The sequence below is a fragment of the Paraburkholderia phytofirmans OLGA172 genome (genome assembly GCF_001634365.1).
Taxonomy (GTDB): Bacteria; Pseudomonadota; Gammaproteobacteria; order Burkholderiales; family Burkholderiaceae; genus Paraburkholderia.
In genome coordinates this window covers 1,484,512-1,499,156 of the sequence record NZ_CP014579.1, presented here as the reverse complement: position 1 = coordinate 1,499,156, position 14,645 = coordinate 1,484,512, and the positions used below count along the sequence as shown (strand labels likewise).

Below are 14,645 nucleotides of genomic sequence, written 5' to 3'. Positions count from 1 at the left end.
TGAGCTGCTCCGGTCGAACCTGACCCGCTCTGCGGGACGCTCGCGACACCCACCCGCTGTCCATTTGATCTGATCTATCGCACTTTATGACAAGTTCGCAGATTCGAGCAAAACTCCGCAGTTTCGGTCAATACAGATAAAGAGGCCTAGGCATAAGATTTCACCATGCCCCGCTTCAGTGTGTCCGACGCCGAGGTCCATAGGCGTGCCTTCGCCAGCCGCGCATTCCGAGTGACATGTATGGGAGGTCAAATTGCAATGCGATCCGTGGACTCAAACACTCGACCTCCTTCACCGTCTGAACAAGCCAACGGGCGATTTCGCGACAATGGATTTCGATCGTGCCATTCGAGGCAAACCGCATGAGGGTGGTATCCGCCCCGGGCAGTTCAAGGTGTACGTAACAGGTCGACCAAGTACCAGCACAGTGACGATCAGTTGGTGCGCCGCAGGTTGCGTCTACTATGGCGACCAGAGATGGCATCACGCGATTGCGAACCGCTCTGGCGTGTGCGCAATGAGCGGAGAGACTATCCGTAAAGGGGACCCTGTCTATAAGCCGTCATGCAAGCGGGCAACACCGATCAATATGGACGCCATGATCCTGGCAGTCCACATTGATCGCCTGGCGATCGATCTATAGGCAGAAGTGTCCAGAGTGGAAATCGCCAAACCCCACTTTCTCGAGCCCATCGACACAAGCCGCGTTGGAAACTTATCTGAAATCTCGCCTGCTACAGCGCTCGACCCGACAACTCAACCTGACACCCGAGGGCGCGCCGTTCTACGAACGTTGCTCAATCGACTCCGCACTGGAACCGTTCGCGCGTCGACACGAGATTGCGTGGGACACGAGACTGCCCATCGCGTCAAACATTCAGCCCGCTTCTACCTGGCTCGACCAAGGTTCGGCGATACTTTCGTGCCCCGGTCCTGGTCCGGACCAGGAAATCACGCGCATGCGCGTTTGTCCAAAATGAATGAAGCGAATGCAGGAGAAACGCTTGATGAGCGGACGCGAGATTATTGTCATCGGCTCTTACGCCCACATCATGGCTGCAAGGATCGTGATAGCTCGTGGTTAGCAACGCTCAGCAGCGTGCTTGCGATTACACCGATCACCTGTATATAACGAGTAGAAAGGCTCGTTTCGAATGCACTCCGGGCGTCTTACCTTCATACTTGACGAGGTCTAACATGTTGCCAACACGCGCGTGCGAATCGGATGCAGAGACGACCGTCCCTGTGCTGCATCGCCGCGCCCTAAGTTGTCCTTCGATGGAGGTATCACGCTTTTCTTACGATGGTGGTGCATTCGGCTTAACACCAATCATGCCTCGCGACGACGCCTATTTCATGAGTGTGAAATTGAGGCCGATGTCGTCCGGCCGCATGTGGCTTGGCGATCGCGTTGTCACGAATCTGCAGATGCCGCTTCGCGTACATGCAGTGTGTTTTGCGCATCTGAGCGATGAACCACACTCCGAGCTGTTTGAGCCATTTGACCTCGTTCGATTCCGCCTTCCACGCTTCGCCCTGAAGCAGTTCATCGACGATGTGGGCGCCCCGCAGATCGAAGCGTTGCGATGCCCCACGCCGGGGACGGTGGATCCGATCGTCGGGCATCTTGCAGCCTGCCTTCTTCCGGCGCTCGAACAACCGGAAGGGGCATGCCCGCTGTTTATCGACGCAATCACGCGTGCCCTTAGCGCGCATCTGCTCCAGACTTACGGCAACGTCAAATTTAGTCCCCCTCCGACTCGCCGGGGGGGACTCGCGCTGTGGCAAGAGAAGCGGGTAAGGGAGCTGATCGATACGCATCTTGATGGATCTCTGACGGTACCGATGTTAGCCAACGAATGTAGCATGTCGGTGGGACACTTCGGCCACGCGTTCAAACAGCAGACTGGACAGTCTCCGTATCAGTTTCTGATCGCTCAGCGCCTGCTCCGCGCGAAGGCATTGATGCTTACAACTCAACTTTCCCTCGCGGAGATTGCGCTAGCCTCTGGTTTTGCCGCTCAGGCGCACTTCAATAGGCGTTTCCTCGCGGCTAACGGCTTATCCCCCGGGGCGTGGCGCCGCGCAGCCCGATAGCAACGCCAGCGCTTTCCTGCGCCGTTATAGGCACGCATGCCGGGACATCCTTTTCCCTATGCCGAATGTCGTCAGCTGCTGCATATCCGCGGCTTTTTGCCGATGACAGCCACGCGGCCGTCGCAGTCAGCCGAATTGCCCTCCGGGTTGTTCTTATTTGCGTACCAATGGAATCTGCAGGTTAGTGGGTCGGTTCTCTTCGCTATCGAAGCCCCGTCCGTCCACATTGCGCGCGCCCCAAAACAGCATGTTGTCGGCGAGGTACACCAAGTCGTATTCCATGAAGTTTTTACCCTCAGCGAGGCCAAAGGGTGCGAAGGCCTTGCCGAACACACTCTGCGTTTTGCCCACCTCCCACGTGGCATAACCGTTTGATGCAACTTTGTTCAGTACGTCAGAAAAGCCCTGCACAAGCGGAGTCACTTCATAGGCATCGTCGGCCACAAAGTCTACTTTCTGCGCGCCGAGGGCAATCGGATGTTCACCACGCCATTGCATGTGGCCTTTGATCAGGATGCGCGTGAGCGGCACCTTGCCGTAGGGATCGGCGAAGTTGACGATCGTGAGCACGAAGCCGTCGCCCGGCAGATAACTGAAATCGCGCTGCAAATAGAAGGGTTTAAGGGTGCCGTCTGGGTTCTTTGCCGCACTCGGCCTGATTTCGGGCGCGATGCTAGCCCATTCGCCGACCAGAGCCTGCTTGATCTGTTCTACGTTCATTGGGAAACCCCTTCATTTGGATTGCTGGTAAGTGAATATCGCCTTTCTAATGTATCAGCATGGATGTCGAATTCCATTGCCACGTTGGCAGCCCTACTACGTGAAGCGCTCGGAATTGCGACCGACACAAACAATACGCCAGGTTGGCGGAAAACGCAGCATGCACCGATGAATCAGTCCATCCCACGCAGGATTCAACGGTATCTCGAAGATTGGAAGCTAACGCAAAATGTTCCCTGTCAGAATCTATATTGTTCCTCCCGCCGACAATTTCATCGACCAGATAGGGGAGCATTGCATTGCGGTTGCGAATCCCGGGCGATCAAGCAAGTGTGCCTGGAAATGAGCAGATCATGCTGGTTCTTCGCGTTGCTTTCGAGCGAGTAATCACCGATCGACACGACCGCTACGCTGCGGCGATCTCATGAATTATGGATGCCTAAATAATAATTTTAATGCGAACCCGAATCGATTCCACGCGAGCGGTGCTCCCGGCCTCCAGCGTTTCTGGTTTGCAACCCTCAAGCATCTCGTCGGCCATGAGCCGACGAGATCACCTTATTGGGCGAGCATGCCTCCGTCGATCGGAAGCGTATGGCCCGTGACCATCGCCGCCGCATCGCTCGCCAGGAACAGAACTGGCCCGACTACATCGTCGGGGTCACCGAGTCTGCCAAGCGGCGTCAACTTCTCAAACTTATCTACAAGCGTCGGCTGTGCGACCATCGCCTCAGTAAAACGAGTTCGGACAATACCGGGTGCGATCGCGTTGACACGTATACCAAATGGAGCCCACTCTACTGCCCAGGATCGGGTCATATTTACGACGGCTCCCTTCGTCGCCGCATAGGCAATGTTGGGATACCAGCCACCAGAAATCCCAAGCACAGATGCGGTATTGACGATGCTGCCGCGTTTGGCCGCGATCATATGACGTGCGACCGACTGCGCACAAAGAAACATTCCGGTCATATTCACCGAGACAACGAAATTCCAGTCGTCCAAGGGCATATCGACGGTCGGTTGCCGCTTGTTGACGCCTGCATTGTTGAACAGTACGTCAATGCGACCATACTCCCGAGCAACCTGATCCACAGCATCCGAAATGGATCGCTCGTCGCTAACGTCGGCCACGATAGCTACAGACTGGGGGCCGATTGCCGAGGCAGCGGCGCGGGCATTTTCTTCATCAGCGTCCAATATCGCAACGAATGCACCAGAATCGACCAATGCATCCGCCACCTCACGCCCGATGCCCGATCCGCCGCCAGTAACAATCGCCACCTGGCCGTCCAGTCTGAAGCGTGATGCACCGGCCCGACCAGACGACACTCCGTTTGCCTTGCTTTCTACCGTCATGAATAGCCACCTTACGAAGTTCAAGTTCCGACGCATCAGCAGACGCCGGCAGCCGATCCTCCAATGGCGCGATGGCCTTGGTGCGCAGGTCACGCCTCCTGCACTCAGCCATTACGCATCGAATCATGCTGTTAAAAGTGGATTTCCCCGCCCTCTTGCATATATCGAGCACGGGACCGGCTCGTACAGACATTGTGCTGGACATAACGACGACGCTGCCGCATTTCGTCGCTCGCATTCCGGCAGCACGTCGCATCTATCACTGACTATGAACGGAGAAAGGTAAGCCCGTGCTCAACAAAAAGCTCTGGATACTGAAACAGAAAACCATGCCCAGAGTCGGGGTAAAGAATTAACTGGGCGTTGGGGAGTTTCTGCGACATAAGGAACGAATTCGGTGTCGGAACCATGATGTCATTGCTGCCGTTAGCGACCAAAACCGGAATCTTGATTTCGCCAAGTCGCGGCAACGGAGCGTTTACTCCCTGCGCCATGCCCATCAGCGCGGTCGCCTGCGCCTTTACACCCTCCTGAGACAGAGCAGGCTCCTTCGGGCCGGGACGCAGTTGCAGACGCTGCCAATAGCGCTTGCCGGCTTCCTGGCTCGCCTCAGATTTCGTAAAAAAGAGATGCATAAACTCGTCGAGGCCAAGTACCTCACGCCCCGCAACCTGACGCACTTCCGCTGCCATCGGCACTACGCCCTCGCCGCCGCCAGGGCCTGTGCCGGCCAAAATGAGATGCTCTACGAGCGACGGATAAGTCAAGGCTACTGTTTGCGCGATGTAACCGCCCATTGAGAAACCCAGAAGATCGACCTTATCAAAATGCATGGCAGCGATAAAGTCAACCGCATTCTCAGCCATTTGCTGGACGGACGTTGCCACATCACCGGAAGACAACCCTACCCCGGTGTTGTCGAATAACACGACACGCCGCTCCTTCGCGAACCCGTTCACCACCGCCGGATCCCATTCATCGATAGTGCCTCGAAATCGGTGAACAAATACAAGTGGCACACCGTCTTGAGGCCCGATGATTCGATAGGCATATTTCGCATTTTTCCCGTCAACAAACTGGGTGACGGCATTCTCATGTGAGCGATTTGGCTGCATTGGATTCTCCTTGATTTAATGAACACTATCGTCATGCATGTAACTATTTTTATGCAAGTGACTATTTCATCATAGCGGCAAATTGCGCCCCAAGCATTGGTGAAAACCCTTCGAGCGGGCAATGACGTAGTAACAACGGGAAACGAAATTTGTGTTCGATTCACAAGTTTCGACATGGCTGGCAAAGCGCGGGATTCATTGCAAGGGGGGGGGGGTGATTGCAGTCCTAACTTTTCTCGCCATGCCGGCCATGTCCACTGGATTGCGGTCTTCCCAAGGCAATGCTGGTTCCGTTGGGTCGGGAATTCGGATGGGGCATCAAGGAGGTGTTGCCAGCCCTCGCCCTTTAATTTTTCGTGTACGTCCTGATGGGACCGTTCGCCGCTGTTTTGACAAAGCGGTTCGGTCTCTGAACGGTGATATTTGTCGGCGCCAGACTGTTGGTTGGGACACTGGCGGCGAGTACTGCAAACGGCCAGCTAGCGCTTTTACCGGTGGGCGGGTGACTCATAGAACATTGGGGATGGCGGTGGACCGTTGCACCGATATAACCCCACGCTTTACTGCGTACTGCGGCGGTCTCTCCGGACGAATGCCGGGCCGCCGAGAAAGACTCAGGCTCTACGCCTCGCCTTTTTCGCGCGCAGTTTCTCGGGCGCCATTTCTTCGGCGAACTCAAGTACCCTTTTCATATCGGGACTAGCGGCGGGCCCTGGCACAAAGATGTACTCAGGCCATGTAATGTTCTTACCCGTCTTCTTGTCTACCACGGCCAAATCGGCCTTCTTTCCAGTCTCCCTGTCGACCAGGACGGAAACCGCACCCTCTGGGGCCAGTTGGGTGGTACCGAAATGAGACATCGATAAGATGACCGGCTCGAACGCGTGACCTTTGGCGGTGAGAATGTACTCCAGCCGATAGGGTGCTTCCGAGTAGACACGCTTCTCAAGGAAACCGTGCTCGACCAGAGTGGCCAGGCGCGCGCTCAGAATGTTTGGCGAAATGCCAAGGTTCTTCTGGAATTGCTCGAATCGCGTCATCCCGTACATCGCGTCGCGCAGGATCAGGATGCTCCACCACTCGCCAACCCGCTCAAGGGTTCGCGCGATGGGGCATTGCATCGAATCGTAGCTTTTGCGCTTCATATCTATACTTTACCATCCATCGGAGATTCCGAAAATAGGTGCGACTTGGTGATGCGACCACCTTGAGCTTGTCCCCGAAAAACGGATTCCTTGCTGCATGGGTAAGCTCAAGCCAGGAAAAGAGACGATGACAGGCAAGGCAAAGCGGGCGCAGTACACGCTCGAATTCGAACTGGAAGCGGCGCGGCCGGTGGGGATTCGCTGAAGGTTGCCCGCCAGCATGGCCCGCATTTCGCGACACAGCGTGCGGCGATGAATGAAATCATCGACTGGCTTGGCTTCTATAATTCGCGCTGGCTACACTCACAACGCTCGACTACGTCCGCCCCACGAAATTCGAGCAAAACCGGTTCGCGGCTCAGCAGGGCGAAGCCGCATACCCCCTCAGCCATGGGATTCGAGACAGGGGCAAGGTCATCCGGGCTAGTCGGAGACAGCACTGGGAGACAGAGGCGCAGCGGACGCTCTGGCTGCGCTCGTGGACATCCTCGCGAGCCCCAAGGCAAGCAGCGCCGCAGCCGCAACAACCGCCGGCCCTCCCAGTGAACTCAGGATGCTGGTCATATGCCAGCCCCAACCCAACATCATTCCGCCGGCAAGTGCGCTGGCAACCCCGCCGAACTTGCCGATCCCTTGCATCCAGCTGATTCCCGTTGCCGCTGCCTCGGTTGGATAGATTCTCGCGGACAAGGCATTGAGGCCTGTCGCCGAGCCGTTAATGAAGAATCCAACTGAGAACGAAAGGATACACATCACGCCGAAGCCGCCAGGGATGTCACTCATGATCCAGAGCATGGCTGCGCCGGCGAGGCAGGTCACAACCAATACGAACGCCGGTTTCGCTTTGTCCATCGCGTAGCCGATAAGGACCGATCCTACGGGACCTGCCATGGTGAACACCGAGGTCAGAACGGCGGCGTTTGACAGGCTGAAGCCCGCCTCTCTCGCCATCACCGGCATCCAGTTGAAGAGGCAATAGACGATGAAGATCACCATGAAGTATGCCATCCACAAGGTCAGCGTCGCGAAGAGATACTGACGAGACAAGATGGTCTTGATTGATCTCTTGCCCGCCCCCGGATCCTCCGGCGCCATGAATACGGTGCCCGGTCGAAACGTGGTTCCAGGTCGCACCCTTGCCATAAGTTTTCCGATCGAATCCGTCTTGATGTGCTTCGTCGCCAGGAAAACCACCGACTCAGGAAGCGCAAAGAGCATGATCGCCCCCAAAAGAAACGGCACTAGTCCTGCGCCCCCAAGCGCAAGTCGCCACCCGGCGGTAGGAATCAACCAGGCCGCAAGGAAGCCGGTTGCAGTTGCACCGACCGTATAACCCGAAAAAACTATCGTCACGATGAGGGCACGGCGCCGCGCAGGCGCGTACTCAGCGACGAGGGTCACCGCATTCGGAAGCGCGGCCCCGAGTCCAAGGCCGGCCACCATTCGTAGGCTAAAAAGTGTGGTTAGATTGTTCGAAACAGCAGCGAGAGCGGTCATCGCACCGAAGAGCATCACGCTAATAGCGAGAACGCTTTTGCGCCCGAACCGGTCTGCGATCGGCCCTGCAACTAGCGACCCCGCCGCCAAGCCTAAAAAGACGGAACTGAACACAGGCGCGATGTCCTGCTTGTGGATGCCCCAGGTCCTGATAATTTGCGGGGCCGCGAAGGCCATGACCGACACGTCGATACCGTCGCAAGCGATCACCAAAAACATAAGGATCGCTATTAAAATCTGATAGCCACCAATTTTTGTTTCGTCGATAAACGCGCGCACATCAACCACCGGGGAAGCATCCAAAGTTGTCTCCTGTTTGTTTTCGGGTCCGAGGCGTCTATGGACTTGCTTTCAGCACTTGCCTAAAGGATCGTCCTGCCTCCGTCAACCAGGATCGCCTGACCCGTGATGTACTCACCTGCCGGCGAAGCAAGCAGGATCGCGAGTCCAGCGAGGTCTAACGGCTCGGCGATACGATTTAGTGGTGCCCTCGCGGCGATCCGGGACTCCGTCTGGGGGTCGTTCCAGAGCGCCTTGGAAAAGCCCGTTCGCACCATGGCGGGCGCGATCGCGTTCGCCCGGATGTTGTGTGCACCCCATTCGGCTGCAATGCTGCGGATGAAGCTCGTCAGGGCCGCCTTACCTGCCCCATACGCGCCAAGCACCGGGTTCGCTCGCAACGACGAAATGCTCGACATCAAAATGATGCTCCCGTATTTCCGTTCAGCCATCGAAGGCAGGAACTTCCTGACCAGAACCACATTGTTTCGAACCTCGGAGAACAAACGGTCAATATCGTCCGTCGTGACGTCTGCCGTGGATCCCTGCGGCGCTGGCCCGGCAGCCTGCAGCGACAGAATGTCGACTTTTCCAAATGCCGAGGTGGCGCTTTCGAAGAATCCTTCCGCGTCCGACAGCTTCGTGATGTCGCACGTCACGCCCTTGACGTCAAAGCCCTCCGCCTTAAGGCGATCGACCGCACCCAGCGTGTCATCCTTATCGTTGCTCGACACCACAATCTTTGCACCCGATTGCGCCAGTCCTCGCGCAATCTCGAGGCCTATGCCCGAGGTGGAACCCGTGATTGCAGCGACCTTTCCGGTTAGATCAAAACCTTTAAATGCCATGGTGGCCTCCTTAATTGCGCGAGCTGGAACTTGAGCGCGTGGGTTACGTCCAGCTCGAGTTGTTAATGAGAAATTCTTGCCGGAAACCCGGATGTATGTCATTCGTTCCGTTGGTTTCCGGATAATGCGTCTTTGCCGGTTCATGCATGACTCTTGCCGGCATCTCAGATGCTTCGAAAAAATTAAGCAGGCTGATTGATCAGTAACTACTATAATGCTAGTAACTATCTAAACGATAGCATTTGGTCCAGCTAGGTTAAACGGGGGGAAACCCTTGCACGGCGGTCCAGGAATCCAAGTGCGAGAAGCGTCGTGAACTGTCACCCGTCATGAGCTTGCCCCCGAAAAACGAATCCCTTGCAGAGGGTGTAAACGGTACTTTCACATTGTTGATGGTCGAGAGAGTGAATACGTTTAACATCAGTATTCCTGATTGATTAGGAGAGGCGATCCAGCATTGAGTTGCCGATCACGGTTTCCCACGCATCAAAAGCCTGCGTGCGCTCCCGCAGCCTAAGATGAAGCTCCGAAGTTCATTTCAAGCCGAGACGCGGTTTCGCCCAGCGCGCCATCCTCTGGACGGCGGCATCGGCCTCGGGTGCGACGCCGGCCATGATCTGGAATACGTGCTGTATGTCCTGATACTCGTCGATTTTGACCTCGACGTCGGCTTGGCGCGCGCGTTGTGCAATGCGGCGGCTGTCATCCAGTAGTGTCTCGGCTTCGCCCACCGTGATGTAGATCGGCGGGAAGCCTGCGTAGTCAGTGTAGAGCGGATTGGCCAGCGGGTGCTTGGGGTCACCCTTCTCGCCAATGAACAGCGAGCCCAGTGCGTTGGTGATGTCGCGGGTCAAAATGGCATCGCGGTGCGCATTGGTGTCGTACGTTTTTGCGGAGGTATCCCAGCCAGCCCACGGCGAGATCGGCATTGTAGCTGCCGGCAGGGGAAGGCCGCGCTCGCGTGCGTTGGCTAGGCGGTCAGCGCCAAGGCGCCTCCCGCCGAGTCACCCACGAACGCGATGCGTTCGGACTTCACGCCCTCCTTGTCGAGCAGCCATTGGTAGGCCGTTGTCATGTCGTTCACCTGGGCGGGGTGCGGATTTTCCGGTGACCGGCGATAGTCCACGATCAGAGCGCGACAGCCGACGGCCTTGGCGATATGCCCGAACATCTTGCGATGCGTGTACATTGAGCCCGCCACGTAGTCTCCACCATGCGAACAGAGCAGCGCGCGGTCCAAGGAGCCTCCCTTCGGAATCGCCCACATAGCCGGCACGCCGCCCGCCTCGATCTCGATGTAGTCGACGCCGCCCGGCTCGGCCGTCACATCCCCCCAATGGGAAAACAGGTCCCTCATTTCGTCCAGCGACATGTTGGAATTGGCCCGCATCGCCTGGGACCAACTCTTGTACAGGTTAGCCAGAGATTCTGATTTGGCGCTTGCCATCGCGTGTCTCCTCCATTCATTTTTGGTTGAGGTGTCGGGCCCGTCGCGCGCCACTCACTTCCAGTTCGTTATTTCAAGCCACTTCCTGGCGCCCGGTTCCGATGGAATCGGAACCGGGCGCCAGACGCTTGGACTAGCGCGTTTTTCTTGACCCGAAGCGGTGCTCACTTCGCTCAAAAGCCCCTGTGTGGCCAAATCAGAGCGCCAAGTATCCGCCGTCGACGCTGACGTGAGTACCGGTCACATGGCGCGAGATGTCAGCCGCCAGATAGACCATGGCGCCAGCAATATCTCGTGGCAAACCCCATGTCCCATTTGGAATGGTTGCAAGGAAGGCCGCCTCTGATTGTTCCGCCGTTTCGAACAGGCCGAGCTTGGCGAAATCGTCCAAGAAGCTACTGGCCATCTCCGTCCGCGTCAGCCCGGGTAAAATAGCATTGCAGCGAATTCCGAATTTGAGCTGTGCGCATTCCACTGCGACGGCTCTCGTCATACTCAGGACCCCACCCTTCGACGCACAATACGATGCGCTTGCGATCGCGCCGGTCATCGCGAGAGCGGATGCCAGATTTATGATCGAGCCGCCACGCCCAACCACTCCGCCCGGCCGCATGGCGCGAACGGCATGCTGACAGCCAAGAAAGGTGCCAACGAGATTCGTGTTCAGAACTGTGTGCAGATCCTCGAGCGGATGGTCGCAAAGAAAGTGCAATTTTTGACTGCCGGCATTATTGACAAGAATATCGAGTCCATTAAATTCCTCTCGGGCCTTCTCGACGGCATTCTGCCAAGCTTGATCACTCGTCACGTCAAGCTTGAAAAACTCGGCCCTCGCTCCGGCGGAGCGGAGTTCCTCTGCGATTGCGCTGCCCTTTTCCGCGGAAAAGTCTGTCACGAGCACTGCTGCGCCAGCGGAAGCAAGTGCACGACATGCTTCAGAGCCAATACCACCCGCCGCGCCTGTCACCAAAGCGACCTTACCGTCGAGTTGAAAGAGCTTCTTATAGTCAGTCATCGTCATCTCCATTTTTTTGAACAGTAATCTTGTTCTTTCCGTAGCCGGCTCCGGCAACGACGCTACAACATGATGCTGCAGTTCTGGAGCCGGGCAGTTCGTCGCGCCGCGACTTGGTTGCCAGCCGCGTACGGCTTACATACTGATCTGCATGCCAAGCGCCACTCCAACGAACTTCGGAGTTTGCAAGGCCATTGATGTCCTCCAACGCCGCGATGTGCGAACGCCAACTCAGGGCATGCCGGCTCGGCGGCCCTCTCGCAGGCGAACATGCCGCGAGTGTCAACTCAGCACGAAACCTTCATAACCGCGCTCAGCCGACTCGTTGCATTTCTGCAGGAACATCGGCACGCCGCCCGGATAGGCGAGCATCTGGCGCTTCTTGCCTGGTATGTTTGCCCCCAAGTACCACGAGTCCGCCCTTGGAAAGAGCGTGCCGCTCACCAGTTCATCGACGTGCGTTGCCCACGCATCGTCAGCGGCTGGTGTCGACTCGATCCTGGAGACTCCCCTGCGACGCATGTCATCGAGACATTTGGCGATCCATTCGCCCTGCAATTCAGCGCATGTAGGCCCGTTGCAGAACGTGGCGGGACTGTGCGGTCCGTAGATGAACAACAGGTTCGGAAAGCCGGACGTGGCGGTGCCGAGGTGGGCGGTGACGCCGTCGGCCCACTTTTCCTTAAGGGTCTCCCCTCGAACCCCCTTGATGTCCATGCTTGTCAGCCCGCCGGTCACGGCGTCGAACCCTGTCGCCAATACGATGACGTCCAGTTCATGTTCTCCGTCGCTTGTCTTGATCCCACTCGGCGTAACGCTGATGATTGGCGATTGTTTTAGATCTACAAGCTCCACATTGTCCTGGTTGAAGACGTCGTAGTAAGTCTGTTCCAGCGACGGTCGCTTAGCTCCGAATGGATGAGGCGGATTCGTAGGAGCCAGCTTCTCGGCCACGACGGGATCGACAATCCTCGCCCGAACTTTGTCGCGCCAGAACTGATACGCAGTGAGGTTCGCCTCCTCGCTCAACAGCACATCCTGAAACGTCGCCAGCGCGGGAGCAAATCCGCCCTTTTCCCACAATTTCTCATAAATTGCGTGGCGCTCCTCAGGCGACATATCGAGCGCGGACTGCTCAAGAAAATTAAAGTCGAAGCCGGCAAATGTCTTGCTGCGCATTTCAAGCCGGCTGGCGTACAGTGCCTTCTCTTTCTGTTTTGCCTCCGGATCGAGCTGCCGTTGCCGCATCGGCAGTGCAAAATTCGGCGTCCGCTGAAACACGGTGAGCTTGGATACAACGCTGGCCGCCTCTTGAACGACCTGAACGCCACTCGCGCCGGTGCCGACTACACCAACTCGCTTTCCAGCCATATCGATTCCATGCTGTGGCCAGCGGGCCGTGTGATGGCAAGGGCCGGCGAAGCTTTGCAAGCCTTCAATAGCAGGCACGGAAGGCTTGGCGGCGAACCCAGCGCAGACCACAACGAAGCGCGCTCTGACGACAACGTTCTCGTTTGCGCGAACAATCCACTGGCGGGCTTTTTCGTCGAACTCGGCGCTGCGCACGCGAGTGTTGAACCTTATGTCACGACTTAGACCGAGCTTCTTATCGACGTGCTGGAAGTATCCTCGCACCTGCTCCCGTGACGGATATAGCTCGTCGTAGCTCCAGTCGCTCCACAAATCCTCGCGTGAGAACTGATAGATCGCGCCTTGGCTGTCTACCCTTGCTCCGGGATAACAATTCCAATACCAGACACCGCCGATCTCAGCCCCGGCCTCAAAAATCTTGACGTTGAACCCAAGTGATCGAAGTCGATCGAGCTGGTATAGACCGGCAAATCCCGCTCCTACTACAAGTACGTCAAGTTCTTCAACCTTCTCACTTCGCGATTGCTGCCCTGCGTCGCTCTTGGTCATCTACGTTTCCTCTCGTTAGCTTGTTTCGGCTCGCCAGCGATGGCCGCTGTTGCCACGCCTCATTTCGCAAGCACCGTGCCAATTCATCACGAGAGAAAAAACACAACGAATCAACTATTTAAGCTAGCCATGCAGTCTCTAAGCTAGCCACGCAGTCTCAATTTGCGACTCCCGTCTCATTAAGTCTCAATCTGCGGCTGACGCCACCTCAGAAAACGGTACGGTTCGAAAGCAGAGAATTGTAGTGGTCTAATTTCCTCAGACAGGTCGATAGGAGGACAATGCTGAATCGACGAGGAAAGACGATAGATGACAAGAAGGCGCCGACAATTTGACGCCAGCTTCAAGCTGGAAGTGGTACGGATGGTACGCGAGCAGGGGTTATCGGTCAGCGAAGTTAGCCGGTCGATGGATCTGGTTGAGACGGCTGTGCGGCGCTGGGTGGCGCAGTACGACGCAGAGCGCACGGGTGGTCCTGGCGAGGGTAAGCCGTTGACGACGGAACAGCAGCGCATCCGGCAACTCGAAGCGGAGAACCGGCAATTGCGGGAGGACAACGCGCTGTTAAAAAAAGCGTCGGCCTTCTTTGCACGGGAACTGAAGTGAGCTACCGGGTGGTAACGCACTTGCAACAGGAGGCCATATCGGTCAGTAATGCCTGTCGGGTTTTGCAGGTGAGCCGGTCTGGCTACTATGCGCACCGGCGTGCCAGAGCGAGCGTAAAGAGCCTGCAGGAACAGACTCACGTCAAGGCAGCATTCGCCGCCAGCGGCGCGAGCTACGGCAGCCGGCGTGTGATGCATGCGCTACGGGAGCAGGGGTTGCGTATTGGGCGCTACCGGGTACGTACGCTGATGCGCGAAGCCGGCCTGCGCACGAGCTGGAAACGCAAGTTCGTCTCGACTACCGACAGCAGGCATACGTTACCTGTGGCGGAGAATGTGCTCGACCGCCAGTTTGACGTGGCCGAGCCCAATCGCGCGTGGGTTTCGGACATCACGTATATCCGCACGGCGCAGGGCTGGCTGTATCTGGCGGTCGTACTGGACCTGTACTCACGCAAGGTGGTTGGCTGGTCCATGGCACCCACCATGCCGGCGAGCCTGGTCGTGTCGGCACTGGCCATGGCGCTACAGCAGCGTCGGCCAGCGCCGGGACTGGTCCTACATTCGGACCGGGGCAGCCAGGGCGGATTCAACCGGT

The 14,645-nt window shown here is 57.1% G+C and carries 11 protein-coding genes and 3 pseudogenes; 4 read left to right on the top strand and 10 right to left on the bottom strand.

Features of this window, described 5'->3' with window-relative positions; translation table 11 throughout:
• Positions 1-328: 328 nt before the first annotated feature.
• Entirely contained in the window at positions 329-643 is a 315-nt protein-coding gene (locus AYM40_RS39075) for a DUF3331 domain-containing protein (RefSeq protein ID WP_082855501.1), read from the top strand.
• 635 nt (positions 644-1,278) lie between these two features.
• Entirely contained in the window at positions 1,279-2,097 is an 819-nt protein-coding gene (locus AYM40_RS26790; RefSeq protein WP_158515332.1) for a helix-turn-helix domain-containing protein, read from the top strand.
• 153 nt (positions 2,098-2,250) lie between these two features.
• On the opposite strand, the gene AYM40_RS26785 is transcribed toward AYM40_RS26790, so the two are convergent.
• The 4 genes from AYM40_RS26785 to AYM40_RS26770 form a co-directional block, all read right to left on the bottom strand.
• Complete coding sequence (locus AYM40_RS26785; RefSeq protein WP_063499165.1) at positions 2,251-2,817, bottom strand: hypothetical protein; 567 nt, start codon at positions 2,815-2,817, stop codon at positions 2,251-2,253.
• 558 nt (positions 2,818-3,375) lie between these two features.
• Positions 3,376-4,176, bottom strand: coding sequence for an SDR family NAD(P)-dependent oxidoreductase (locus tag AYM40_RS26780; RefSeq protein ID WP_063500723.1), 801 nt, complete (start codon positions 4,174-4,176; stop codon positions 3,376-3,378).
• Between the two features lie 266 nt (positions 4,177-4,442).
• A complete protein-coding gene (locus AYM40_RS26775) occupies positions 4,443-5,291 on the bottom strand; it encodes an alpha/beta fold hydrolase (RefSeq protein WP_063499164.1) in 849 nt (282 codons plus the stop codon).
• A gap of 614 nt (positions 5,292-5,905) precedes the next feature.
• The gene (locus AYM40_RS26770) at positions 5,906-6,436 is read right to left on the bottom strand and encodes a winged helix-turn-helix transcriptional regulator (RefSeq protein WP_063499163.1); all 531 of its coding nucleotides are present in this window, start codon (positions 6,434-6,436) and stop codon (positions 5,906-5,908) included.
• Between the two features lie 198 nt (positions 6,437-6,634).
• Between AYM40_RS26770 and AYM40_RS40665 the strand changes: the two are divergent.
• Positions 6,635-6,813: pseudogene (locus AYM40_RS40665) on the top strand (IS3 family transposase); the annotation flags it as partial.
• A 46-nt stretch (positions 6,814-6,859) separates the two neighbouring features.
• Here the strand turns inward: AYM40_RS40665 and AYM40_RS26765 are convergent.
• The 6 genes and pseudogenes from AYM40_RS26765 to AYM40_RS26745 all read right to left on the bottom strand — a co-directional run bounded on the left by AYM40_RS26765 (position 6,860) and on the right by AYM40_RS26745 (position 13,442).
• Complete coding sequence (locus AYM40_RS26765) at positions 6,860-8,236, bottom strand: MFS transporter (protein WP_063499162.1); 1,377 nt, start codon at positions 8,234-8,236, stop codon at positions 6,860-6,862.
• 59 nt (positions 8,237-8,295) lie between these two features.
• Positions 8,296-9,204, bottom strand: a complete 909-nt coding sequence (locus AYM40_RS26760) for an SDR family NAD(P)-dependent oxidoreductase (protein WP_236721101.1) — start codon at positions 9,202-9,204, stop codon at positions 8,296-8,298.
• A gap of 389 nt (positions 9,205-9,593) precedes the next feature.
• A pseudogene (locus AYM40_RS43190) lies at positions 9,594-10,019 on the bottom strand (alpha/beta hydrolase fold domain-containing protein); the annotation flags it as partial.
• 11 nt (positions 10,020-10,030) lie between these two features.
• Positions 10,031-10,507 carry an alpha/beta hydrolase fold domain-containing protein gene (locus tag AYM40_RS43185; RefSeq protein ID WP_082855330.1) on the bottom strand — a complete coding sequence of 159 codons (477 nt, stop codon included), beginning with the start codon at positions 10,505-10,507 and terminating at the stop codon, positions 10,031-10,033.
• A 196-nt stretch (positions 10,508-10,703) separates the two neighbouring features.
• A complete protein-coding gene (locus AYM40_RS26750) occupies positions 10,704-11,522 on the bottom strand; it encodes an SDR family NAD(P)-dependent oxidoreductase (protein WP_063500722.1) in 819 nt (272 codons plus the stop codon).
• 282 nt (positions 11,523-11,804) lie between these two features.
• Positions 11,805-13,442, bottom strand: a complete 1,638-nt coding sequence (locus tag AYM40_RS26745; protein ID WP_063499160.1) for a flavin-containing monooxygenase — start codon at positions 13,440-13,442, stop codon at positions 11,805-11,807.
• Positions 13,443-13,751: 309 nt separating this feature from the next.
• On the opposite strand from AYM40_RS26745, the pseudogene AYM40_RS26735 reads away from it, so the two are divergent.
• Positions 13,752-14,629: pseudogene (locus AYM40_RS26735) on the top strand (IS3 family transposase); the annotation flags it as partial.
• Positions 14,630-14,645: the final 16 nt, after the last annotated feature.

Bases quoted from the DNA above. Each gene is read 5' to 3' on its own strand.
- AYM40_RS39075 (WP_082855501.1), top strand. From the start codon at position 329: ATGGATTTCGATCGTGCCATTCGAGGCAAACCGCATGAGGGTGGTATC.
- AYM40_RS26790 (WP_158515332.1), top strand. From the start codon at position 1,279: ATGGAGGTATCACGCTTTTCTTACGATGGTGGTGCATTCGGCTTAACA.
- AYM40_RS26785 (WP_063499165.1), bottom strand. From the start codon at position 2,817: ATGAACGTAGAACAGATCAAGCAGGCTCTGGTCGGCGAATGGGCTAGC.
- AYM40_RS26780 (WP_063500723.1), bottom strand. From the start codon at position 4,176: ATGACGGTAGAAAGCAAGGCAAACGGAGTGTCGTCTGGTCGGGCCGGT.
- AYM40_RS26775 (WP_063499164.1), bottom strand. From the start codon at position 5,291: ATGCAGCCAAATCGCTCACATGAGAATGCCGTCACCCAGTTTGTTGAC.
- AYM40_RS26770 (WP_063499163.1), bottom strand. From the start codon at position 6,436: ATGAAGCGCAAAAGCTACGATTCGATGCAATGCCCCATCGCGCGAACC.
- AYM40_RS26760 (WP_236721101.1), bottom strand. From the start codon at position 9,204: ATGAACCGGCAAAGACGCATTATCCGGAAACCAACGGAACGAATGACA.
- AYM40_RS43185 (WP_082855330.1), bottom strand. From the start codon at position 10,507: ATGGCAAGCGCCAAATCAGAATCTCTGGCTAACCTGTACAAGAGTTGG.
- AYM40_RS26750 (WP_063500722.1), bottom strand. From the start codon at position 11,522: ATGACTGACTATAAGAAGCTCTTTCAACTCGACGGTAAGGTCGCTTTG.
- AYM40_RS26745 (WP_063499160.1), bottom strand. From the start codon at position 13,442: ATGACCAAGAGCGACGCAGGGCAGCAATCGCGAAGTGAGAAGGTTGAA.